This is a genomic window from Streptomyces sp. NBC_01451 (assembly GCF_036227485.1).
In the GTDB taxonomy this organism is placed as follows: domain Bacteria; phylum Actinomycetota; class Actinomycetes; order Streptomycetales; family Streptomycetaceae; genus Streptomyces.
The window spans coordinates 9,175,533-9,198,094 of the sequence record NZ_CP109479.1 but is presented as its reverse complement, the minus strand read 5'-3'; the positions used below and the strand labels follow the sequence as shown (position 1 = coordinate 9,198,094).

The 22,562-nt window shown below is 70.0% G+C and carries 24 protein-coding genes; 8 read left to right on the top strand and 16 right to left on the bottom strand.

Annotated elements, in window-relative coordinates; all coding sequences use genetic code 11:
• Nucleotides 1-12: 12 nt before the first annotated feature.
• Nucleotides 13-1,566 carry an AMP-binding protein gene (locus OG595_RS40625; RefSeq protein ID WP_329281132.1) on the bottom strand — a complete coding sequence of 518 codons (1,554 nt, stop codon included), beginning with the start codon at nucleotides 1,564-1,566 and terminating at the stop codon, nucleotides 13-15.
• 65 nt (nucleotides 1,567-1,631) lie between these two features.
• Between OG595_RS40625 and OG595_RS40620 the strand changes: the two genes are divergently transcribed.
• The 3 genes from OG595_RS40620 to OG595_RS40610 are packed head-to-tail and all read left to right on the top strand — an operon-like array spanning nucleotide 1,632 to nucleotide 4,220.
• A complete protein-coding gene (locus OG595_RS40620; protein WP_329281130.1) occupies nucleotides 1,632-2,627 on the top strand; it encodes a ferredoxin--NADP reductase in 996 nt (331 codons plus the stop codon).
• Between the two features lie 44 nt (nucleotides 2,628-2,671).
• Nucleotides 2,672-3,394 carry an enoyl-CoA hydratase/isomerase family protein gene (locus OG595_RS40615; protein ID WP_329281128.1) on the top strand — a complete coding sequence of 241 codons (723 nt, stop codon included), beginning with the start codon at nucleotides 2,672-2,674 and terminating at the stop codon, nucleotides 3,392-3,394.
• Nucleotides 3,387-4,220, top strand: coding sequence for an alpha/beta hydrolase fold domain-containing protein (locus OG595_RS40610; protein ID WP_329281126.1), 834 nt, complete (start codon nucleotides 3,387-3,389; stop codon nucleotides 4,218-4,220). Before OG595_RS40615 ends, OG595_RS40610 begins: the two co-directional genes overlap by 8 nt.
• On the opposite strand, the gene OG595_RS40605 is transcribed toward OG595_RS40610, so the two are convergent.
• The 14 genes from OG595_RS40605 to OG595_RS40540 form a co-directional block, all read right to left on the bottom strand.
• The gene (locus OG595_RS40605) at nucleotides 4,174-4,740 is read right to left on the bottom strand and encodes a TetR/AcrR family transcriptional regulator (protein ID WP_329281124.1); all 567 of its coding nucleotides are present in this window, start codon (nucleotides 4,738-4,740) and stop codon (nucleotides 4,174-4,176) included. The two genes, OG595_RS40610 and OG595_RS40605, sit on opposite strands and share 47 nt — an antisense overlap.
• Before the next feature lie 183 nt (nucleotides 4,741-4,923).
• Nucleotides 4,924-5,235 (bottom strand): DUF1330 domain-containing protein, encoded by a 312-nt coding sequence (locus tag OG595_RS40600; protein ID WP_329281122.1) that lies wholly within the window; start codon nucleotides 5,233-5,235, stop codon nucleotides 4,924-4,926.
• Nucleotides 5,236-5,270: 35 nt separating this feature from the next.
• Nucleotides 5,271-5,459 (bottom strand): ferredoxin, encoded by a 189-nt coding sequence (locus tag OG595_RS40595; RefSeq protein ID WP_329281120.1) that lies wholly within the window; start codon nucleotides 5,457-5,459, stop codon nucleotides 5,271-5,273.
• The gene (locus OG595_RS40590) at nucleotides 5,456-6,745 is read right to left on the bottom strand and encodes a cytochrome P450 (protein ID WP_329281118.1); all 1,290 of its coding nucleotides are present in this window, start codon (nucleotides 6,743-6,745) and stop codon (nucleotides 5,456-5,458) included. The genes OG595_RS40595 and OG595_RS40590 overlap by 4 nt, the downstream gene beginning before the upstream one ends.
• Before the next feature lie 85 nt (nucleotides 6,746-6,830).
• On the bottom strand, nucleotides 6,831-7,685 hold the full coding sequence (locus tag OG595_RS40585; RefSeq protein ID WP_329281116.1) for an NAD(P)-dependent oxidoreductase: 855 nt from the start codon (nucleotides 7,683-7,685) through the stop codon (nucleotides 6,831-6,833).
• Nucleotides 7,685-8,242, bottom strand: a complete 558-nt coding sequence (locus tag OG595_RS40580; protein ID WP_329281113.1) for a DoxX family protein — start codon at nucleotides 8,240-8,242, stop codon at nucleotides 7,685-7,687. The genes OG595_RS40585 and OG595_RS40580 overlap by 1 nt, the downstream gene beginning before the upstream one ends.
• A complete protein-coding gene (locus OG595_RS40575) occupies nucleotides 8,239-9,153 on the bottom strand; it encodes an alpha/beta fold hydrolase (RefSeq protein WP_329281111.1) in 915 nt (304 codons plus the stop codon). The genes OG595_RS40580 and OG595_RS40575 overlap by 4 nt, the downstream gene beginning before the upstream one ends.
• Entirely contained in the window at nucleotides 9,150-10,823 is a 1,674-nt protein-coding gene (locus OG595_RS40570) for a thiolase C-terminal domain-containing protein (protein ID WP_329281109.1), read from the bottom strand. The genes OG595_RS40575 and OG595_RS40570 overlap by 4 nt, the downstream gene beginning before the upstream one ends.
• Entirely contained in the window at nucleotides 10,820-12,184 is a 1,365-nt protein-coding gene (locus tag OG595_RS40565; RefSeq protein WP_329281107.1) for a cytochrome P450, read from the bottom strand. The genes OG595_RS40570 and OG595_RS40565 overlap by 4 nt, the downstream gene beginning before the upstream one ends.
• 18 nt (nucleotides 12,185-12,202) lie before the next feature.
• Nucleotides 12,203-12,394 (bottom strand): ferredoxin, encoded by a 192-nt coding sequence (locus tag OG595_RS40560; protein WP_327692831.1) that lies wholly within the window; start codon nucleotides 12,392-12,394, stop codon nucleotides 12,203-12,205.
• 20 nt (nucleotides 12,395-12,414) lie between these two features.
• On the bottom strand, nucleotides 12,415-13,785 hold the full coding sequence (locus OG595_RS40555; protein ID WP_329281104.1) for an ABC transporter substrate-binding protein: 1,371 nt from the start codon (nucleotides 13,783-13,785) through the stop codon (nucleotides 12,415-12,417).
• Nucleotides 13,786-13,842: 57 nt separating this feature from the next.
• Complete coding sequence (locus tag OG595_RS40550) at nucleotides 13,843-15,051, bottom strand: CaiB/BaiF CoA transferase family protein (protein WP_329281102.1); 1,209 nt, start codon at nucleotides 15,049-15,051, stop codon at nucleotides 13,843-13,845.
• Complete coding sequence (locus tag OG595_RS40545) at nucleotides 15,048-16,484, bottom strand: aldehyde dehydrogenase family protein (protein WP_329281100.1); 1,437 nt, start codon at nucleotides 16,482-16,484, stop codon at nucleotides 15,048-15,050. Before OG595_RS40545 ends, OG595_RS40550 begins: the two co-directional genes overlap by 4 nt.
• 34 nt (nucleotides 16,485-16,518) lie before the next feature.
• Nucleotides 16,519-17,250, bottom strand: a complete 732-nt coding sequence (locus OG595_RS40540; protein WP_329281098.1) for an SDR family oxidoreductase — start codon at nucleotides 17,248-17,250, stop codon at nucleotides 16,519-16,521.
• 311 nt (nucleotides 17,251-17,561) lie between these two features.
• Here OG595_RS40540 and OG595_RS40535 point away from each other — a divergent pair, with 311 nt between their 5' ends.
• The 5 genes from OG595_RS40535 to OG595_RS40515 are packed head-to-tail and all read left to right on the top strand — an operon-like array spanning nucleotide 17,562 to nucleotide 21,642.
• Nucleotides 17,562-18,272: an SDR family NAD(P)-dependent oxidoreductase gene (locus tag OG595_RS40535; RefSeq protein WP_329281095.1), complete on the top strand. Its 711-nt coding sequence runs from the start codon at nucleotides 17,562-17,564 to the stop codon at nucleotides 18,270-18,272.
• Nucleotides 18,269-18,802, top strand: coding sequence for a carboxymuconolactone decarboxylase family protein (locus OG595_RS40530; RefSeq protein WP_329281092.1), 534 nt, complete (start codon nucleotides 18,269-18,271; stop codon nucleotides 18,800-18,802). The genes OG595_RS40535 and OG595_RS40530 overlap by 4 nt, the downstream gene beginning before the upstream one ends.
• 34 nt (nucleotides 18,803-18,836) lie before the next feature.
• Nucleotides 18,837-20,102: an aromatic ring-hydroxylating oxygenase subunit alpha gene (locus OG595_RS40525; protein ID WP_329281089.1), complete on the top strand. Its 1,266-nt coding sequence runs from the start codon at nucleotides 18,837-18,839 to the stop codon at nucleotides 20,100-20,102.
• Nucleotides 20,089-20,409, top strand: a complete 321-nt coding sequence (locus OG595_RS40520) for a hypothetical protein (protein ID WP_329281087.1) — start codon at nucleotides 20,089-20,091, stop codon at nucleotides 20,407-20,409. The genes OG595_RS40525 and OG595_RS40520 overlap by 14 nt, the downstream gene beginning before the upstream one ends.
• A gap of 6 nt (nucleotides 20,410-20,415) precedes the next feature.
• Nucleotides 20,416-21,642: a metal-dependent hydrolase family protein gene (locus OG595_RS40515; RefSeq protein WP_329281086.1), complete on the top strand. Its 1,227-nt coding sequence runs from the start codon at nucleotides 20,416-20,418 to the stop codon at nucleotides 21,640-21,642.
• A 103-nt stretch (nucleotides 21,643-21,745) separates the two neighbouring features.
• Here OG595_RS40515 and OG595_RS40510 read toward each other — a convergent pair whose 3' ends face one another.
• The gene (locus OG595_RS40510) at nucleotides 21,746-22,537 is read right to left on the bottom strand and encodes an enoyl-CoA hydratase (RefSeq protein WP_329281084.1); all 792 of its coding nucleotides are present in this window, start codon (nucleotides 22,535-22,537) and stop codon (nucleotides 21,746-21,748) included.
• Nucleotides 22,538-22,562 lie beyond the last annotated feature (25 nt).

Here is a 22,562-nt window from a genome sequence, read left to right as displayed (position 1 = left end):
AGAATCTTATTCTCACTTCTTGCGGCTCGCAATGTCCTTGCGGAGAACGAACTTCTGGACCTTGCCGCTGGCGGTGCGCGGGAACTCGTCGACGACGTGCAGTTCCTCCGGCCACTTCTGACGGGCGAGGCCCTCCCGGCCGAGGTGTACGCGCATCTCGTCGAGCGTGGGCGCGGGGTGACCGGGTTTCAGCCGCAGGACGGCCGCCGCGTGTTCGCCGAGCCGCTCGTCGGGCGCGGCCACGACCGCGGCCTCCGCGACGGCCGGCAGGGCGAGGAGCACTTCCTCGACCTCCAGCGCGCCGATGTTCTCGCCGCCCCGGATGATGATGTCGGCCTTGCGGTCGGTGATCGTGAGATAGCCGTCGCCGTCGATGACCCCGATGTCGCCGGTGCGGTACCAGCCGTCGGGGTCGAAGGCCCGGCCGGTCAGCGCGGGGTCGGTGTAGCCGAGGCAGAGGTCCGGTCCCCGGCTGACGATCTCGCCGTCCTCGGCGAGCCTGACCTCGACGCCGGGCAGGGAGTCGCCGTCGGTGTAGAGCCGCTTGGCCTCGGGCGCGGTGTGGCGGGAGCCGGTGACCGAAGGGTGCTCGGTGCTGCCGTACGAGCGGAAGACCGTGATCCCGAGGCGCGCCAGCCTGTCGGTGACGGCGGACGGGACCGCGGAGCCGCCGAGGCCCGCGTACTTCATGCCGGCGAGGTGGGCGGGGGTGAAGTCGGGATGGTCGAGGAGGCTCGTCATGTAGTACGCGGCGCCGCCGCCGACCGTCAGCCCGTCGCTCTTCATCAGGCCGAGGGCCGCGCCGGGGTCCCAGACGTCGGCGAGGTTCACCGGGGTGCCGTCCAGAACGGGGATGAGGAAGGCGTTGACCATGCCGATGAAGTGGCCGACGGGTGCCGAGGTGAGCTGGCGGCCCCGGTCCGGCGGGTAGAGCCCGGCCAGTTGGCGGGTCTCGCAGCCGAGGGTCTGATGGCTGTGCACAACTCCCTTGGGATCACGGGTCGTTCCGGAGGTGAACGCGACCAGCGCCGGGCCCGCCGGGTCCGTCGCGAGGACCCCGGGCAGGGGCTCGTCGGCGAGCAGGTCGTCGAAGTCCCGTCCGACGACGCCGACCACGGGCACGCCCGCGCTCAGCTCCGGCCGGTGTTCGAGGTGTCCGAAGCGGGCGGCGGTGACGAAGACGCGCGGGCGGACGGCGTCCAGGATGTAGCCGACCTCCTTGCGCCCGTAGAAGTGGACGACCGGCACGACGACCGCGCCGAGGAAGGCCGACGCCCAGAAGACCGCCGCCGCCTCCATCCAGTTGGGCAGCTGGAAGGCGACGGCGTCACCGGGACCCACCCCGCGCGCCCTGAGTCCGGCCGCCAACCGGCGTGCGACACGCTCGACTTCGGCGAAGGTTCCCGTCCACGGCCGCACCGCCGAGTGCACCCGGAACTCCGTGCCGGGGGCGGCCGTCAGCCCGCGGGCCAGCAGGTCACCGAGTGTGTCGCGGGTCCACCAGCCCTCCGCCTCGTAACGCTCGACGAGTTCGGCGGGGACTGTGCGCGTGGGGATCGTTCGCATTGCGGAAACTCCCTCCCTCATGAAGAGAATTGCACTCTCGCAGAGGGAGAAGGTAAATTCCACACATGGTACGAGACCACGGTTTCCACCCGGTCCGGATCAAGCGGATCGTCCAGGAGACAGCCGACACGCGCACGTACGTACTCGACGCCCCCTTCCCCTACCGCGCCGGGCAGTTCCTCACGGTGCGAGCGTGCGGCGCCCTGCGCAGCTACTCGATGTCGAGTTCCCCGGACACCGACAGCGAGTTGACGACCACGGTGAAGCGGGTGCCGGGCGGTCTGGTGTCGAACTGGATGCACGACCACCTCGCACCCGGCGACCTCATCGAGACCACGTCCCCGGCAGGCGTGTTCTGTCTGCGCGAGGGCACGGCGCCGCTGGTCGCGCTCTGCGGAGGCAGCGGGATCACACCCGTCCTGTCCCTCGTGAAGAGCGCGCTGGCCACGACCGGACGGCGGGTGCGGGTCCTGACCGCCAACCGGGACGCGGAGTCGGTCATCTTCGGCGACACGCTGGCCGACCTGGCGAAACGGCACCCGGGCCGGTTCGAGGTCCACCACCATCTCGACGACCGGCAGGGTCTCGTCACCGAGGCCGAGGTACGGGAGTTCACGGGCGGCGACCTGGGCGCGGACTTCTACCTCTGCGGGCCGGCGCCCTTCATGGCACTGGCCGAGAACACCCTGCTCGGGCACGGTGTCCGGGCCGGACAGATCGTCACCGAACGCTTCACGGTGCCGGGGCCGACGGCCGAGGAGTCCGCCGCCCCGCTGGCGCCCGGTGCCGGCACGGTCACCGTCGTTCTCGCCGGGAGGCGCCGCACGGTCGACCAGCATCCCCGCGAGTCACTGCTGGAAAGCGCCCGCCGGGCCGGTCTCATGCCGCCCTTCTCCTGCGAGATGGGCAACTGCGGCACCTGCATCGCCCGCCTCACCGACGGCGAGGCCAAGATGCGCGTCAACAACGCCCTCGACGACGACGAGGTCGCCGAGGGCTGGGTCCTGACCTGCCAGGGCGAACCGGTGACCCCGCACGTCACGGTCGAGTACGAGAGCTGAGTCCGGGAACCGAAGTCCGCGCCCCACCGACCGAAGAGGCACACATGGTTGATCTCGAACTCGAACTGGAAGCGGGCCTGGCGGTCATCACCATCAACCGGCCGCACGCCCGCAACGCCATCGCGCCCGCCACCATGGACGAGCTGGACCAGGCCCTCGACGCGGCGGCTGACGCCCGGGCCCTGGTCATCACGGGCGCCGGCGACAGGGCCTTCGTGTCGGGCGGCGACCTCAAGGAACTCGCCGCGATCCGCACCGAGGACGAGGCACTGGCCATGGCCCTGCGGATGCGCGGCGTCTGCGACCGGCTGGCCGCCTTCCCCGGACCGGTGATCGCCGCACTCAACGGACATGCCTTCGGCGGCGGCGCCGAGGTCGCGGTGGCCGCCGACATCAGGATCGCGGCCGACGACATCAGGATCGGCTTCAACCAGACGGCCCTGGCGATCATGCCTGCGTGGGGCGGCGCCGAACGGCTCGCCGCGCTGGTCGGCAGGGGCCGGGCGCTCCTGCTCGCCGGCACCGCGCAGGTGCTCGGCGCGTCGGAGGCCGAACGCCTCGGCCTGGTGGACCGGGTGCTGCCCCGGGCCGCCTTCGAGGAGGGCTGGCGCGCGCTGGCCCACCGGCTCGCCACCCGCCCCGCCCAGGAGATCAAGCGGGTGGTGTCGGGGAACCTGACGGCGGACGAGGCGGCCCACGCCTTCGCCCGCCTGTGGGTGTCCGACGAGCACTGGCAGGCAGCGGAAAGGGTGATGTCCCGTGGATGACAATGGAGTTGAGACCGAGTGCGTAGACGTCGGCGAGCACCGGGTCCTCGTACGGGTCCGGCCCGCCGACTCGGCCGGCGCGGCGGCCGACGCGGATCGGGTCGGCCCCGTACGGATCGAGTCGAGTCCGATCGGGCCGGTGGTGACCCCGCCCGACCCGACCGATCTCGTGATCCTCCATCTGCACGGCGACCGGCATCTCTCCGGTGCCCCGGAGTCGGCGCTCGACCTGGCCGAGCGGCTCGCGCTGCGCACGGGCGCGGTGGTCGTCCGCCCGCGCTACCGCACCTCGTTCCCGGGTGCCCTCGACGACGTGCACGCGGTGTACGACTCCTGCCGGGCCCGGGGTCCGGTGGTGCTGGCCGGGGAGCGGCTCGGCGCCGGGCTCGCGGCCTCGCTGCTGGTGCGGCTGCGGGACATGGGGGCGGCGGCGCCGCAGTGCGCGGTGCTGGGTTCGGCGCTGCTCGATCTGACCCTGGACGCGCCGAGTCTGCTGTTCAACGCGGCTGCCGAGCCGGCTTTCGACCTGGACGGACTCCGGCTGCGCGCCGCGCTCTACGCTGCCGGCACCGAGCCGACCAACCCGCTGCTCAGCCCCCTGCACGCCAATCTGCACGGGCTGCCGCCCGTCCAGCTGCTGGTGGCGGGCACCGATCCGCTGCTGGACGACTCGCTGGGGTTCGCCGCCCGCGCGGCCCGTTCCGGGGTCGCCGTCGACCTGCGGGTCCGGGAGGACGCCGAGCGGCTGCGGGCCGGGACGGTGACGGCCATGGCCGAGTTCATCCGGGCGTGGACCCGATCAGAAGGGTCATCACGTCCCGCATGATCTCGGGATAGTCGGACTGCTCGTCGTCCAGCAGCCACTGGAGCTGCATCCCGTCGAGCATCGCGACCAGGGCACTCGCCGCGGCGCGCGGGGTGAGGCCGCTGGGCAGGCGGTCGCCGTAGATCTCGGTCAGCTGGGCGACGGTCTTGTCCTGGATCGACCGGAAGTGATCGTGGAAGAACGCGTGGGAGGGATCGTCGCTGATGATCCCCTCCGCCACCAGCACGCTGTGGATCTGGACGAGCGCGGCGTTCTGATGATCGTAGGCGACGACCTCCGCGACCAGGTTCGGCAGGTCCAGATCCGCATGGTCGGCCAGGTGTTCCCGGGCGAGGTCCTCCCGGCGCTGAAGCAGCGCGTGCAACAGGCGCTTCTTGCTGGGGAAGTAGTGCAGGACACCCTGCCGGGTCAGCCCCGCCCGCTCGGCGACGGCGTCCATCGAGGCCCGTCTGTAACCGCGCTCGGCGAACACTTGCAGGGCGGCACCCAGGATTTCCTCACGCCGGGCCGTCGTCTCCACGCGTCACCTTCTCCGCCGCCGGCACACCGCTGTGCCGGTCCGGTCACCACACCACACAAGTGCCTCCCGCGGCCACTGCCGGACGCCCGGCTTTTTCGGCAGCACACGCGCGGCGCGCCGACGCCCGCCGGGCAGGCGGGTGTCGGCGCGCCGTGAAGGCAGGGCCGCGGTGACGGACCGGTGTCAGCCGTTCCCGGCGGGCGGCTCGAACCCGGCGACGATCACCATGTTGGTGTCGGCCGCCGCGTGCCGCAGGGGCTTCGCCTTCTCGTACTCGGCGGACTCGTACCAGGTGCGGGCCGCTTCCACCGACTCGAACTCGAGGACGATGGTCCGGTCGCCGTGCCACTCGCCCTCCAGCTGCTGCGGCCCGTCGTCGACGGCGAGGATCGACGCGCCGCTCGCGATCAGCGTCGCCCCGGCGGCGCGGGCGTAGGCCTCCAGACCGACCGGGTCCTTGATGGCCTCGGTGACGATGATGTACCCCTTGGGCATCTGCCCGTCCTCTCGAATCGCTGTACGAACAGGCCTCAGCTCAGCACGATGGCCCGCTCGGGGCAACTGCCCACGGCGGTACGTACCGCGTTCTCGTGCTCGGCGGGAATCTCGGGCACCAGCACCTCGGCGTACCCGTCGTCGGTGAGGTCGAAGACCTCGGGGCACAGGGTCCAGCACACGCCGTGCCCCCGGCAGCGCTCCTCGTCCACGGCGGCCTTCATCGGGTGCGCTCCTCTGCGGGTGTGAACTCCAGGCCGAGGTGGGTCAGCCCGCGCAGGATGTACGTCGGCAGGTACCGGTACCGGCGGGCACCGGCGGGGCCGTGGACCTCCTCGGAGATCCTGATGTCGGCCGTACGGTCGAGGATGCGCTCGATGGCCACACGGCCCTCGGCCCGGGCGAGGGGCGCGCCGGGGCAGGTGTGGACACCGCGGCCGAACGCCAGATGGTGGCGGGCGTTGGCCCGCGTGGCGTCGAAGGTCTGCGGGTCCTCGAAGTGGCGCGGGTCGCGGTTCGCGGCGCCGTTCAGGACCATGAGCGTGGTGCCGGCCGGGATGTCGACCCCGCCCACCGTGGCCGGTACGCGGGCGAGCCGGAAGTCGCCCTTGATGGGGCTCTCCATCCGCAGCACCTCTTCGACGAAGTTCGGGATGCGATCACGCTCGGCCCTCAACAGGGCCTGGATCTGGGGCTGTTCGGCGATGATCTGGAGTGCGTTGCCCAGCAGCCGCACGGTGGTCTCCTGACCTGCCGCGAAGAGGTTGGTGGCGACCCGGGCGACATCGGCGACGTCGGGGGTCGAGCCGTCGGGGAAGGTGGCGACGGCGAGGCCCGTGATCACGTCGTCCCGGGGTTCACGGCGGCGGTCCTCGACGTACTGCGCGAACCGTTCGTACAGGTACTCCAGGGGCGTGTGGGCCATCTCGCCCTTGGTGCTTCCGACGCCCGCGTCGGAGTCCGGCCGGTTCTGGAGCTTCTCGGCGAACTCGTCCCGGTCGACCTCGGGGATGCCGAGCAGGTCGGTGATCACCCGCAGGGTGAAGGGACCGGCGAAGCCGCCGATGAAGTCGCCCTCGCCCGCGGCCAGATACTCGTCGAGCTGGGCGTCGGCGAGGTGCCACATGGACGCCTCGTTCTCCTTGAGGCGCCTGGGCGTGATGAGCCGCATCAGCAGCCCGCGGTGGGCGGTGTGCAGGGGTGGGTCGAACGTCGGCAGTTGGTCGCTCATGGGGAGTTCGTCCCGGTGGCGCTCGATCAGCTCGCTGATGTCGTCGCCCTCCAGCGGGACCGGGAACCCCGGGAAGGGCCCGGTCACCGACACGCACGACGAGAACGTCTCGGCGTCGCTGAAGACCTGCACCGCCTCGTCGTAGCCCGTCACCATCATCACGTCGTGATGGTTCTCGCGCTGTACGGGGCACTGGCCGCGCAGGGCCTCGAAGTACGGATAGGGGTCCGCGACGGCCCCCTCGTCCCGGAAGAAGTCGATCGCCTCGAAGTCACTCACGGCCTGTACCGCTCCCTTCGTCACCCTGACGACAGACGATAGCAACGCTCGCAAATAATGAGAAGGTCATTTCCGTCTCGGGGAATCATCCCGGGACCCGCCTCGTGGCGACCAGCGGCCGGTCGGTCCGCGCCATGACCGCGAGGGCGTCGTCGGCCGTCCGCATCACGGTCGCGCCCGCCAGAGTGCCCGCCCCTTCGGCGAGATCCGCCAGCAGCCGGGCGTCCTTGCGCAGCAGCGGACCGCCGCGGACGGCGATCCGGTCGAGGGTGCCACCGGCCGCGGCGACCCGGCCGAGCGCGAAACTCGCCCCGCTGCCGTGCGCGAGGACGTCGGCGAGGCCGACGGGGTCCACGTCGAGGGTGCGCCCAAGGGCCAATACGTCGGCGGAGGTTGCCAGATTCGCTGTGAACAGCGCGTTGTTGAGCAGTTTGGCGACCTGCCCCGAGCCCAACGGGCCCATGTGGACGACCGGATCGCCGAACGTCTCGAACACCCGTCGGCAGAACGCGACGGTCCCGGACTCGCCCCCGACCATCACCAGCAGCCGCCCCTCGGCCGCCGCCGCGCCGCCCCCGCTGACCGGCGCGTCGACCAGGGCGACCCCGCGCAGCCGGGCCCGGTCGGCGAGCCGCCGGCAGGTGTCCGGGTGGACGGTGCTGTGCACGGCGATCACCCCGCCCTGCCGGAGCCCGGCGAGCACACCCTCGTCGCCGACGACGACCTCCTCGACGTCCGCGTCGTCACCGACACAGACGCATACGAGGTCACTGACGGCGGCCAGGTCGGCGGCGGAGACGGCACGTCGGGCGGATGTACCGGCGAACGGGGTCAGCGAGGCGGGTCGTCTCGCCCACAGCGTCGTCGTGAACCCGGCGTCGACGATCCGCCGTGCCATGGGCCCGCCCTGGTTCCCGAGCCCTATGAACCCCACCCGCATCAGCCGGTCTCCTGCCCGGCCACTCCGCCGACGGCCGGCTCCTCCGTCGTCGCCGCCCGCTCGGGGCGCTCCGGCCGCCAGAACGTCGCCAGCAGCCCCGCCGTCGCGACAACCGCGACCCCGAGCGCGATGCCGCCCCCGGCCCAGCCGGTGATCTCGATGTCGGCGGCGTGGTCCACGGAGACCTTGCCCGGCCCCAGCACCCCGAGCGCCAGGGAGACGGCGGCCAGCATCAGGACGTACTCATAGCCGTCCTTGAACACGAAGAACCCGTTGGGCCGGTGGGCGAGGAGCCCCGCGACCAGCATCACCGAGACGACCGCCGCGCAGGCCAGCGGGGTGAACAGGCCCAGGACCAGCAACGCGCCCGCGCCCACCTCGGTGATCACGCTCATCCACGCCTGCAGCGTCCCGTGCCGCAGCCCGAGTCCGGCGAACCAGCGGGCCGTGCCCTCGATCTTTCCGCCGCCCCGCCAGTGGTTGAGCCCGTGCGCGATCATGATGACGCCCAGGACCACTCTGACGACCAGCACCGCGACCGCTTCCGCGTTCGTCAACTCGCCCTCCCCTGCTGCCGTTCGGCGACTTCCGTCACCGCTGCCGTTTCTGGTTCCTCGCGTGCGAGCACGCACTCCTCAACGAACGACAGCACCTTGAGGTGATAGGCCAAAGACGTCAACCCAATGCTCAAGTTGTGTCCGCCGCCCGCCTGTTCGTCGACGGCGGCCCGGGGCGACGCGGTGAACAGGGAAGCGATGTCGGCGAGTGCCGAGGGCCCCGAGCTCCACACCCGCTCGTGTTCGCCGAGCGTGTAGTGGACGGGGACCCGGATCAGCGGGGCGAGCTGGGGAAACGTGTCGATCCAGGTCCGGGCGACGACACCCTCGTACCCGGGTGAGCGCGAGGAGATACGGGCGCCGCCGACCACGTCGTCGGCGTACAGGCGGGACGGCTGCCACAGCAGGTCGCGCACCCCGCTGTTCGGTGGCCGGTGCCGCCAGTCGCCGAGGATCCCGGCCGCGTCCTCGTGGTGACGGCGTCCGGTGCCGGCGATCTCCAGGCCGAGCAGGTCCGGTCCGCGCCGCTCGTCGGCCGCCATCCGGACGCCGAGTTCGCTGCCGATGGAGTGGGCCCACACGAAGACGCCGGCCCCGCGCGGGCGGTCCGCGAGGAGGCGCCCGACAGCCCCGTAGGCCACGTCGACGCGCCGCTCGGCGGACGTGAACTCGTCGGCGTACGGGGCTGAACTGCCGTACCCCGGGCGGTCGATGGCGATGACGGTGAAGCCGAGGGCCGCGCCGGTGCGCAGCAGGGACATGCGGGGCCGGTCCGGGTAGTCGAAGTAGCCGGAGAAGGCGGCTCCGCCGTGCAGCGCGAGGACGACGGCGCGCGGCTGCCGTGCCTCGCGCAGCAGCGCCGATACGGGGATGCCGTCCACGTCGACGACGACGCGTGAGGCACCGGTCATGTGTCGGTCCGCAGGAGGATCGCACCGCTGGGGGCGAGCCCACCGGTACTGACCACGGCGACTTCGGCATCCGGCACCTGGCGCGCGTCGGCCTCGCCGCGCAACTGGGTGATCGCCTCGTGGACCAGGCCCAGTCCGTGGGTGCGGCCGTGCGAGAGCTGCCCGCCGTGGGTGTTCAGGGGCAGCAGGCCGTCGCGGGCGATGTTCTTGCCGCCGTCCAGGAAGTCCTTGGCCTCGCCGATCCCACAGAAGCCCAACGCCTCTATCCAGGAGAGGCAGTTGAAGGTGAAGCCGTCGTAGAGCTGTGCGACGTCGACGTCCGACGGCCGCAGCGAGGTGCGGGTCCACAGGTGGGCGGACTGGCCGAGCACCTGGGGTTCGTGGGTGAGGGTGCTCTGGTCCCACTCGATGCGTTCGAGGATCTGGGTGCCGACCGCCTCGACGAGGACGGGCGGTTTGGCCAGGTCCCGGGCCGCGTCCACGGCGGACACGATCACGGCGACCGATCCGTCGCAGGGCACGTCGCAGTCGTACAGCCCGAAGGGGGTGGTGACCGTTCTGGCCCGGAGGTAGTCGTCCATGGTCATCGGGTCGCGGTAGATCGCGGTGGGGTTGAGCGCGGCGTTCGCCCGCTGGTTGAGGGCGATCCAGCCGAGGGTCTCGCGGGTGGTGCCGTAGCGGTCGAAGTGGCGTTGCGCGTTCATGGCGAGGGTGTGCGAGGCCGAGATCGCACCGAAGGGCTTCATCCAGCCCGCCGCCGCGCCGCCCCCGGGCGGGGTGATCCGGCCGCGTTTGACCAGTTCGCCGTACGACGACTCCCAGACCGTACGGAAGCACAGCACATGCCGGGCCAGCCCGCCCGCGACCGCGAGCATGGCCGCGATCATCGAGCCGCCGGGGCCGAAGGTCTCGCTGCCGCCGTTGTACCAGGTGGGCCGGACGCCCAGCGCCGCCTCCAGCGCGGTGACCCCGCCCTCGGCGAAGCCTCCGTACGCCCCGGCGCCCGGGTAGGCCGCCAGTCCGTCGATGTCGGCGATGGTCAGCCCGGCGTCGGCGATGGCCCGTTCGCAGGCCTTCACCGTCAGCGACAGGGGCGGTACGAGCAGGCGGCGCCCGATCTCCGAGGCGCCGACGCCGGTGATCGCGACCTTGTCCTCGAACTTCTCCGGGGTCGCCATCGGGCGTACGTGGGAACGGAATTGGGCGGGTTCGACTGCGTCCACGGGGAAGGGAGCCGGTGCCTCCTGGTCGGCCGCCGGGCGGAACAGGGGGAGCCACGCGTCCCCGGCCCGCTCGAAGACGACCTCCATGCGCATGCCCAACTTCAGCTGCTCGGGCTCGCACTGGACGACGTTGGTGGTGAGGCGGACCCGGGGGTCCTCCTCGACAGCGACCTGGGCGACGACGAACGGCGTCGGCAACCCGGGTGCGGGGAAACGGTGGTTGACGGTGAAGCCGATCAGGGTCGCGCGGCCGGAGACGGCCCGCACGCCGGTCTCGTGTCCGTGGCAGTAGCGGCACACCGGCTGCGGCGGATGGATGAGGGCCGCGCAGGACCCGCACTCCGTCAGACGCAGCCGGCCGTCCGCGCCGGAGGCCCAGAAGAAGGCGTTCTCCTCCGTGATCTCCGGCGCGGCCCGCCCCGACGTGTCGGGCGTCTCCTCGGTCATTCGGCGATCTGCGCCTTCGCCCTGCGCACCGTCACCGGCTCGGCGAGCCGCTGCTCGTCGCAGACCCGTTGCAGCTTCTCCAGGGTCTCGTCGAGCCCGGCGCCGAGCCGGGGGCCCGGTGTGAAGGTCGCCGGGAGATGGCGCATGCCCTGGATGATGCCGATGGTCTCGTAGTGCACAGTGCCCTCCGGGTCGCACCGGTAGTCGGGCATACGGTCGAACACCTGGGTGACCATGCGCTTGAAGACCGTACGGGCGACGTTGGATCCGATGCAGCGGTGGATGCCGAGGCCGAAGCTGCTGTGCCGGTTGGCCGGGCGTTCCAGATGGATGGTGTCGGGGTCGGGGAAGACGGAGGGGTCGCGGTTGGCCATCGCCCAGGACAGCCAGAGCCGTTCTCCCTCCTTGAACCGTGTTCCGGCGATCTCGCAGTCGGCGGAGAACGTGCGTCCGTCGCCCGGTGCGGGTGCGAAGAACCGCAGGAACTCCTCCGTGGCAGAGTCCAGCAGGGTGTCCCGGTCGCGGCTGAGGCGGTCCCGCTCAGCGGGATTCTCCCCGAGCCACTCCAGCGCGTGCGCGGTGAGCGCGGTGGTGGTGTCGAAGCCGCCTCCGATCAACAGGGCCAGTACGCCCAGGAGTTCGCTGTCCGGCGGGGTCCTGCCGTTGATGTCCGCGTGGATCAGGGCGTCCACAAGGCCGGGCCTGGGGTTGGCGCGGATCTCCGCGATGGCCCTGGCCAGGCCGACGGCCATGTTCCGGCCCATCTCGGCGACCCGCTTCATGTCGGGCGAGTCCGGCGGTGTGTAGACGGAGGCGTGGGCGGGCTCGTTGTAGACGGTCCAGTCCTTGAGCGGGATGCCCATCATCGCCAGGGTGAGGACGGCCGGGACGACGTTGGCCAGGTCGTCGACGAAGTCGATCCGGCCCTCCTCGATCTTCTCGTCGATGGCCGCCCGCACCACCTCGTCGATGACCGGGATCCAGCGGCTGATGGCGGCCGGGGAGAGGTAGGGGTTGAGCGACTGGCGGTAGTGGCGCTGCTCGGGCGGGTCCATCTCCAGGAACCCGCCCTGGACCTGGCCCCGTTCCTTGGACGGGGGCGGGATGGTGATGCCCTGGTATCCGCGCCGCTCCCCCCTGACGTCGTGGTCGTTGGAGATGAACTCGGCGGCCCGGGCAAGTTCGAAGACCTCGCGGTTGCCACTGGCGACCCAGTGGCCGCCGTGCGTGTCGGTCCAGGCGATCGGGCACTTGGACTGCAACTCGTGGGTGGTCTCGATGAACTGGTGCCGGTACTCGGGGGTGTGCCGGTCGAAGTGGACCGTGTGCTTCTTGCGGTCGGTGTCGTCGTCCGTGGTCATCGTGTTGTCGTTCTCCCCTCAGGAAACGAAGATCGCGCGTTCCGGGCAGGACCTGACCGCCTCGACGACCTGGTCCTGCTGGTCGTCCGGAACCTCCTCGTCGGTCACCGACGAGTGACCGTCGATCTCGCTGAGCTCGAACACCTTCGGAGCTCTCATCGCGCAGAGCGTGTGGCCCTGACAGCGCTCCGGGTCGACCCGTACCTTCACGACCTGATCCCTTCCTGCCGCTACTTCAGGTCCGCCATCGACTTGCCGACGTCGGCGAGCGTCATCGGCTTGCCGTAGGACCCCTTGTACTTGTACGCCGGAATGTCGCAACGGTAGGCACCCTGATCCGGCTTGAAATCGGCGACGGTCCAGCCCTTGTCGGTCGCCTGCACCACGTTGAAGCACTTGGGCGGGTTGGTGACCTTCGTCAGGTCCATGGGGGCCTGCAGACCGCCCGCGGTCCACTCCGTCTGCTTCATCGCGTTCTCGTACACGCACTTGCGGGTCAGGTCGTCGCACTCGCCGGCCGCGGTGGCGAAGAGCAGCCAGGCCGTGAAGGAACGCAGCGCGGGCAGGGTGACCTGGGCGTCGGGCGCGTACTTGGCGAACAGCTCCTGGACCTGCTTGGTCGCCGGGTTGTCGGCGGCCTGCTCCAGCGGGGTGACACCGCTGAGGTCGGCGAAGTTGTTCTGCTTGGCGATCGCGGGTCCGGCCAGCTTGAGGAAGGCGGGGCCGTAGGCGTTGTTGTTGGTGTCGATCCAGTCGAGCTTGTAGCCGGTGTTGGTGAGCGCCTGTTCCAGCTTGGCGAGCTCGGCGAAGGAGCCGTTGAAGATGAGGCCCTTGATCTTCTTGCTCTTGATGGTCTGCGCGTAGGGCGTCCAGTCGGAGACGCCGGCCGCCGGGTAGACGTCCGCGTAGTCCAGCTTGCCGCCGAGCGCCGGAATCAGTTCCTTGTCCTGCTCAGCGATGACCTTGGTGATCGGAACGTCACCGGAGATGACACCGACGTGCTGGGCGGAGTCCGGGAAGGCCTCCTTGATCAGCCAGGAGTAGTAGCCGGTGTAGACCGCGTAGCCGACTCCCGCGCTCTGGGCGAGCACCTGGAGGTCCGCGCCGACGGCGTTCACCATGCCGGACTGCGCGGGGAAGTCGGGCAGCAGACAGTTCAGCCGTGCCTTGACGCCGAGCCCGTCGAAGGCGGCTCCCCCGCCGACGAGGGCGAAGTCGTCCCGGCACGCCTCGATCATCCGCTGCTGGACCTCCATGAGCTTGGAGTCGCGGGTGACGGGGACGATCTTGCGTCCGTTGATGCCGCCGGCGGCGTTGCACCACGAGGTGAACACCTTGGCCGCGTTGACGAACTCCGGGTTCTTGGTGAACCCGATGTCGCTGAACACACCGACCTTGATCTCGCTGTCGGTGACTCCCTGTTCGGTGACGGCCTTGGGGCTGCCGGAGTGGCAGACGTTCTTGAGTGTGCCGAAGTCCGCGTTCGCGGTGGCACCGGACGCGGATGTGGACGGCTCGCCGGCACTGGATGTGGTGGTGGAGCGATCGGAACACCCGGCCAGGGCCAGGACGAGCGCGGTCGCGATGAGCAGTCGTCTCATCGGTCCTCCCGGTGAAGTGGTTTCGCTGGAACTGCGGTGATCACCCAGGTGCGGTGATCAGGTGACCGCGCCCGCCTCTTTCAGTTCGAGGATTCGGGCCCAGTCCAGGCCCAGTTCGAGGAGGATCTCCTCGGTCTGGGCGGCGAACTCGGGCGCGGGCCCGAGTGGTACGGGGGCGGTGACGTCGAACTGCACGGGACTGGCGGCGAGTTCGAGCTCGCCGGCCGTCACGAGGTACTCGTTGGCCCGGACCTGGGCGTCCTCGCCGACCTGGAGGGTGTTCTGTACGGGGGCCCAGGGTCCGGCGAGGGTGGCGAAGCGCTTCGTCCAGTCGGCGAGCGTGCGGCCGGCGAGCACCTCGCGCAGGATCTTCACGGCCTGCTCCGTGTTGGCCGCGATGAGCTCGGCGGTGGCGAAGCGGGGGTCCTCGGCGAGTTCGGGGCGGTCGATGTGCCGGCACACGTCGGCCCAGAACTTGCCGGGCTGCATCATCACGAAGGCCAGGTGGTGGCCGTCGGAGGTGACGTACAGCCCGGACAGGGGGTTGGCCGGGGAGCCGTGGGCGCCCGCGGGAGGCGCCGCCCAGGGCCTGCCGAGGTGGAGGGAGAGCGCGGTGGCGTGTCCCATGGCCCAGACGCCGCTGCCGAGCAGGGACACGTCGACGACGGACGCTTCGCCGGTGCGTTCGCGGCGCAGCAGTGCCGCCGCGATGCCGCCGGCGAGGTTCGTCCCGGAGATGGTGTCCCCGTAGGCGGGCCCGGGCGGGTTGATCAGACCTTCGCTGCCGGCCGGGGTGATGCTGGCGGCGGTTCCGGCCCGGCACCAGAAGGCGGTCATGTCGTAGCCGCCCTTGACGGCCTCGGGGCCGCGCGGTCCCAGAGCGCTCCCCCGGGCGTAGACGATGTCCGGGCTGACGGCGCGGATGTCGTCCACGTCGATGCCGAACCGTTCGCGGTGTCCGGGCAGGAAGCTGGTGAGGAACACGTCCGCCCGCCTGGCCAGGTCGTAGAGCACCTCGCGTCCCTCGGGCCTGGAGATGTCGAGTCCCAGGCTGCGTTTGCCCCGGTTGGCGTGTTCGACATTGGGGTTGGGATCGCCCTCGACCACGAAGGTGCCGGTCCGGCGCAGGCCGCGCTGCGGGTCGCCGTTGACGGCGTGCTCGACCTTGATCACGTCGGCGCCCCAGTCGGCGAGCACGGCGCCGGCCGAGGGGACAAAGCCGTACATGGCGACTTCGAGGACGCGGATTCCCTCCAGCGGCCTCACCGGACGACAGCCGCGAATGACTTGTACTCCAGGAACTCCTCAAGCCCGGGAACACCGCTCTCGCGGCCGATGCCGGACTGCTTGTAGCCGCCGAACGGCACGTCCGCGGCGAAGTAGTTGCCGCCGTTGATGCTGAACGTGCCGGTCCGGACACGACGGGCCAGGGCGATGGCCCGTTCCTCGTCGGCGCTCTGGATTCCGCCGGAGAGACCGTAGACCGAGTTGTTGGCGATACGGACCGCGTCGTCATCGTCGTCGTACGGGATGACCACGAGCACGGGTCCGAAGACCTCGTCCTGGGCTATCTCGCTGTCCGGGTCGACGCCGGTGAGCAGGGTGGGCGTGAAGTAGAAGCCGGGGTCGACCTTCGTACCGCCGGTGACCAGTTTCGCGCCCGCGGCGACGGCCCGCCGGACCATGTCGTCGACCTTGTCGCGCTGTTTGGCGCTGATGAGCGGGCCGACGAAGGTCTTCGGGTCGGTGGGGTCGCCCTGACGCATCCGGGCGAGGCCCGCCGCGACCTTCTCGACGATCTCGTCGTGCTGGGCCCGGGGCACCAGCAGCCGGGTGGTGAGCGCGCAGCCCTGTCCCGAGTGGGAGCAGACGGTACCGGCCGCGAACATGGCGGCCGTGGTGAGGTCGGCGTCGTCAAGGATGATCATCGCGGACTTGCCGCCGAGTTCCAGGAACACCTTCTTCACGGTGCGGCCGGCGACCTCCATGATCCGGCGGCCGGTGGCGGTGGACCCGGTGAAGGAGACCATGTCGACGCCGGCGTGGTTGGTGAGCACCTCGGCGGCCTCGACAGAGGTGGAGGTCAGCACGTTGACCACGCCGGGCGGGATGTCCGTGTGCTCCGCGATCAGTTCGCCGAGGAACAGCGTGGTCAGGGGGGTGTCCGGAGCGCCCTTGAGGACGACCGTGCAGCCCGCGGCGAGCGAGGGGGCGAGCTTGGCCAGGGCGAGCTGGTTCGGGTAGTTGTACGCGGTGATCGCGGAGACGACCCCGACGGCCTCCTTCTCCACCCAGCGCCGGTGCCGCTGCCCGCGGATCTCGACCTCGCCGAGGTCCTCGGTCAGGGGGTACTTGCGCAGCAGGTCGGCGTAGTAGCGGACGAGTTTGACGGGGTCGTCGAGCTGAGGGCCGTAGGTGAGCATGCGGGGTGCGCCGACCTCGGCGATCGTCAGCTCGCGCAGCTCTTCCAGATGCTCGGTCAGCGCCTGGTGGAGCTGGTCGAGACAGCGGATGCGGAACTGGACGTCGGTCGGCCAGCTCGTGGTGTCGAAGGCGCGGCGGGCGGCGGCCACGGCGGCCTCCGTCTGGGCGACCGTGGCGTCGGGGGCCTCGTCGAGGACCTCTCCGGTGGCGGGGTTGAGTGAGGGGAAGGTGTTCCCGGTCCCGACGAGCGCTCCGTCGATGAGCAGCCGCTTCACCGCAAACCCCCCTGTACGGCGCTGACTTGCGGCCTCACAGCCGGACCCCCTGGCCGCCGTCGACGGCGATGACCTGGCCGGTCAGCCAGCCCGCGGCGTCGGAGAGCAGGAACAGCACGGTCGGGGTGAGGTCGCCGGGCTGCCCCATCCGTCCGAGCGCCAGCCGCTGCGCCATCGCGGCCTGGTGCTCCTTCGGCAGGACGGTGCCGGTGGCCTCGGTGTCCGTCGGCCCGGGGGCGATGCCGTTGACCCGGATGTTGCGGCCGCCGAGTTCGGCGGCGAGCGAGGCGGTGAGGTGGTTGATGCCTGCCTTGGCGAGCCCGTAGTACCCGGTGGCCATGTAGGAGGCGGTGGACGACTGGTTGACGATCGCGCCGCCTCCGGTCATGTGCGGGACGACCGCCCTGGTGCAGTAGATCGCGCCCATCAGGTTCACCTGGATGAAGCGGTTGAGGTAGTCCAGGTCGACGGTGGTGATGCCGTCGCGCTTCATGCTGTGGTAGATCGCGGCGTTGTTGACCAGGTAGTCGATCCGGCCGAATTCCGCGACCGTGGCGGCGGCCAGCGCCTCGGCCGACTCCGGGTCCCCCACGTCGACCCTGACGAAGATCGCCCCGTCGATGTCCTTGGCGACCCGCTGCCCCTGCTCCTCGTTGATCTCGGCGACGACGACGCGGGCACCCTCGGCGGCCAGTGCCCGTGCGTAGTCCTCGCCGATTCCCTGTCCCGCACCGGTGACGATCGCCACCTTGTCCTGGAACCGCATCCTGTCTCCTTGCTCGGATGGGCGGCTTGCTCCAATGTCGCGGAAACTACATTCTCACTTTCAGCAAATCAACCATCCGAACACGAGAATGTGCGGCATCACAGATAGTTGACGGCGAACGGAGGGTCCCGGCCCCCCGCCCCCGAGGCCCCCACCACAGACCCGAGATCCGCGCGGCACTTCCCGGCGACCACCAGCGAGAATATCATTCTCGCTCAGGGAAGGGATATTTTCATGATCGATACGAGGGTGTCGGACCAGACCCCGGGCCACAACCGGCAGACCAGCGACCGCACAACGTGGGAGACCGCATGAAGACCGCAGTTGTCACCGGAGGCAGCTCCGGAATCGGGCTGGCCGTCGCCGAGCGGCTGACGGCCGACGGCTATCACGTCGCGACCCTCGACCTGAACCCCTCCGACTCGGCCCCGGCACTGTCACAGATCGCCGACGTCACCGACCGGACCCAGGTGGACAAGGCACTGGCCGCCGTCCGCGAGCGGCTCGGGCCATGCACCATCCTGGTCAACGCGGCCGGGGTGGCCGGCTACAAGCGCTTCCAGGATCTGACGTTCACCGCCTGGCAGCGGGTCGTCGACATCAACCTCAACAGCGTCTTCCACTGCGTCCAGGCCGTACTGCCCGACATGCTGGAAGCCGGCTGGGGACGGATCGTCAACATCTCCTCCTCCAGCGCGCAGTCCGGGCAGCAGTTCATGACGCACTACGTCGCGGCCAAGTCGGCCGTCAACGGCCTGACCAAGGCTCTCGCGCTCGAACTCGGCCCGGCCGGCATCACCGTCAACGCGGTGCCGCCGGGCTTCATCGACACACCCATGCTGCGCAGGGCGGAGTCGCGCGAGCTGCTGGGCGGGACGGTCGAGGAACACATCCAGCGCACTCCGGTACGGCGGGTCGGACGCCCCGAGGACATCGCCGCGGCCTGCGCGTTCCTCGTCTCGGAGGAGGCCGGGTACATCACCGGGCAGATCCTGGGCGTGAACGGCGGGCGCAACACATGAACCGCACGCGCCGCATCGCGCCCCTTCCGCACGCCGAGTACCTGAAGGCGCTGGGCTCCTCTGCCCCCGACCCGCAGAAGCCGCCCTCGAACGCGCTCGGACTTCTCGCCCGGCACCCCGGACTCGCCAAGGCGTTCCTCGCGTTCAACAAGTACCTGCTCGTCGACTCGACGCTGCCGAAGCGCACCCGCGAGCTGGCCATCCTGCGGGTGGCCCGGCGGCGGGACTGCCGGTACGAGTGGGCGCAGCACGTCCTGATCGCCCGTCGCGCCGGGATCAGCGACGAGGAGATCGACCTGGTCCGGACCGGCGCCCCCACACCCCTCAACCGGGCGGTGGACGAGCTGGAGACGGACTCACGGCTGTCCGACGCGACCTACGCGGCTCTGGGTGCGGACCTGGACGACCAGCAGCTCCTGGATCTGGTGTTCACGGTCGGCACGTACGGCGTGCTGGCCACGGCCCTCAACACCTTCGAGGTGGAGCTGGATCCAGGAATCCCTGACGAGAACTTCAATAGCCAGACATGATAATGCTATTCTCACCCTAGAGAAGGGAGTGCTCATGCCACACTTCGCCAAGCCGTCCGCCGGCAGCTGGACCGAGCAGTACCCCGAGTTGGGGACGAGCCCCGTGAACTACGAGGACTCGATCGACCCCGCGTACTACGAGGCCGAGCGGGAAGCCGTCTTCAAGCGGACCTGGCTGAACGTCGGGCGCGTGGAGCAGGTGCCGAAGACCGGCAGCTACTTCACGAAGGAGCTCGCGGTCGCGGACACCTCGCTGATCGTCGTGCGGGGCAGGGACAAGGAGATCCGCGCCTTCCACAACATCTGCCGGCACCGCGGCAACAAGCTGGTGTGGAACGACTTCCCGGGCGAGGAGGTCAAGGGCACCTGCCGCCAGTTCACCTGCAAGTACCACGCCTGGCGCTACAGCCTCGACGGCGAGCTGACCTTCGTCCAGCAGGAGCAGGAGTTCTTCGACCTGGACAAGTCCGAGTACGGCCTCAAGCAGGTCCGCTGCGAGGTCTGGGAAGGCTTCGTCTTCGTCAACCTGGACCCGAACGCGCTGCCGCTGCGGGAGTACCTCGGCGACCTGGCCAAGGGCCTGGAGGGCTATCCCTTCCACGAGATGACCGAGGTCTTCACGTACAGGGCCGAGATCGGCAGCAACTGGAAGCTGTTCATCGACGCGTTCGCGGAGTTCTACCACGCCCCCGTCCTGCACATGAAGCAGGCCGTCAAGGACGAGGCCGACAAGCTCTTCAACGTCGGGTACGAGGCACTGCACTACGAGATCCACAGCCCGCACTCGATGATCTCGTCCTGGGGAGGCATGTCCCCGCCGAAGGACCTGAGCATCGTCAAGCCCATCGAACGCGTACTGCGCAGCGGCCTGTTCGGCCCGTGGGAGGCACCCGACATCGGAGGGCTCGACCCCCTTCCCCCCGGACTCAACCCGGGCGGACACCGGGCGTGGGGCAACGATTCCTTCGAGTTCTTCCCCAACATGACGCTGCTGATCTGGAAGCCCGGCTGGTATCTGACGTACCACTACTGGCCGACTGCGGTGGACAGGCACATCTTCGAGGCCAACCTGTACTTCGTGCCCGCCAGGACGGCCCGCGAGCGGCTGAAGCAGGAGCTCGCGGCGGTCACGTTCAAGGAGTACGCCCTTCAGGACGGCAACACCCTGGAGGCCACGCAGACCATGCTCAAGAGCCGGGTCGTGACCGACTTCCCGCTCTGCGACCAGGAGTTGCTGCTCCGCCATCTGCACAAGACGGTCGCCGACCACGTCAAGGAGCACACCGATGCTGCCCAGTGAGTTCGCGGCGCTCGAACCCTTCACCCCATGGGTCCTCGAAACCGAGCGGGAACGCTACAGCAAGCGGCTGGCCAGCTCCATGGAGGAGATGCAGGCCTTCTACGACGTGGCGTTCCCGCTCCTGGAACAGGCGTCCGAGCACCTCGACAACTACCCGCTGGACGAACTGCCGGAGCCCGAGCGGAATCTGCTTCTGCTGATGTTCTCCCTGGTGAACGTCTCGTTCCCGGTCGAGGTGTGGAAGCAGGCCCGGGTGCCGGACAGCGGGGCCGCCTACATGGACCTCGTCGTCGAACCCAAGGTCTGACCGGCCGTGGTCACGCTCAGGGCCGCGCGTGTACTGCACGTCGAGACCGGGGAGTTCGAGAAACCGGGCCTCGTCCATGTGGACGGCGACCGCATCGCGCGGGTCGGTGCCGGGGCTGGCGTACCGGATGGTGACGTACTGGATCTCGGAGACGTCACCCTGCTGCCCGGCCTGATGGACATGGAGGTCAACCTCCTCATGGGCGGCCGGGGCGAGACCCCGGTCCTGTCGATGGTCCAGGACGATCCGCCGCTGCGCATGCTGCGGGCCGTGGGCAACGCCCGGCGTACCCTCCGGTCGGGCTTCACCACGGTCAGGAACCTCGGACTGTTCGTGAAGACCGGCGGCTACCTGCTGGACGTCGCCCTCGCCAGGGCCGTCGACGCGGGCTGGATCGAGGGGCCCCGGATCGTCCCCGCCGGGCACGCCATCACCCCGACCGGCGGTCATCTGGACCCGAGCGTGTTCGGTGCGCTGGCCCCCGGCATCATGCCGCTCTCCGTGGAGGAGGGCGTCGCCAACGGGGTCGACGAGGTGCGCCGGGCCGTGCGGTACCAGATCAAGCACGGGGCGCGGCTCATCAAGGTCTGCGCGTCCGGGGGTGTCATGTCCCACACGGGCACCCCCGGCGCGCAGCACTACTCCGACGCGGAGCTGCGGGCCATCGTCGACGAGGCCCACCGGCGCGGACTGAAGGTCGCCGCGCACACCCACGGGGCCGACGCGGTGCGCTCGGCGGTGGAGGTGGGCATCGACTGCATCGAGCACGGTTTCCTGCTGGACGACGAGACCATCGCGCTGATGGCGGAGCGCGGCACCTTCCTCGTCCCGACCACCGCGCTGATCGACGGCATGGACGTGTCCCGGGCCGCACCCGAACTGCGCGCCAAGGCCGCCGAGGTGTTCCCGCACGCCCGCTCCGTCGTCGCCAGGGCCACGAAAGCCGGAGTCCGTATCGCGGTGGGCACGGACGCGCCGGCGATCCCGCACGGACGGGGCGCCCAGGAGATGGTCGCGCTCGTCGAGCGGGGCATGGAACCGCTGGAGGTACTGCGGGCGGCGACGGTCAACGCGGCCGAACTGATCGACGCGGACGACCGCGGACGTGTCGCGGAGGGCCTGCTCGCGGACCTGATCGCCGTACCGGGCAACCCACTCGACGACATGTCGGTACTGGCCGACGTGCGGTTCGTGATGAAGGGGGGCAAGGTCTTCCGCGACGAACCGCGGTGACGGGCCGGTCGAACCGTACGGAAGGGGCCGCTCGGCGGGGTACTCCCACCCCCGCCGAGCGGCCCGCTCGCGTCCGCCGCCGCGAACCCCGACTCCCGCTCGTCTACTGGCCCTTGATGTGCTCCTTCATGCCCTCCAGCCGGGTCAGCACCGGATACCCGCTCACGCTCAGCGCGTTCCCGTGCCCCGTCTCATGGATGTCGAACACCGACTGGATGGCCGCGTAGAAGCCCTGCACGTCCAGGCTCTGGTTGACGGCCCGCTTGGCCTGGCGCAGCCCGAAGGCCGGCATCTGGGCGATACGGTCGGCCAACTCCATGGTGGCCGCGTCGAGTTCGTCGAGCGGGACGACCTGGTTGACCATGCCGACCCGCTCCGCCTCTGCCGCCGTGACGGCCCGCCCGGTGAAGAGGATCTCCTTCGCCTTGCGGGCGCCCAACTCCCAGGTGTGACCGTGGTATTCGACACCTCCGATGCCCATGTGCACGACGGGGTCGGAGAACTCGGCGTTCTCGGCGGCCACGATGAGATCGCAGGGCCAGCAGAGCATGAGCCCGCCCGCGATGCACTTGCCCTGCACCGCGGCGATCGACGGTTTGGGGATGTTGCGCCAGCGCAGGGTGTACTCCAGATACCGGCGGGTCTCCGCGTTGTAGATCCACTCCAGGGTGATCTCCTTCGGCCCCGGCCAGCGGTCCTTCAGATCGTGCCCCGCGGAGAAGTGCCGCCCGTTGCCGCGCAGCACGACGACGCGTACGTCCTCGTCGGCCGCCGCCCGGCTCCACGCGCCGTCCAGATCGTCGAGGAGCGACATCGTCTGGGCGTTGGCGGCCTCGGGCCGGTTGAGCGTGATGACCGCGACCCGGTCCTTGACCTCGTACAGAATCTGGTCCATCCGCGTGCTCCTTGTCGGTCCCGGC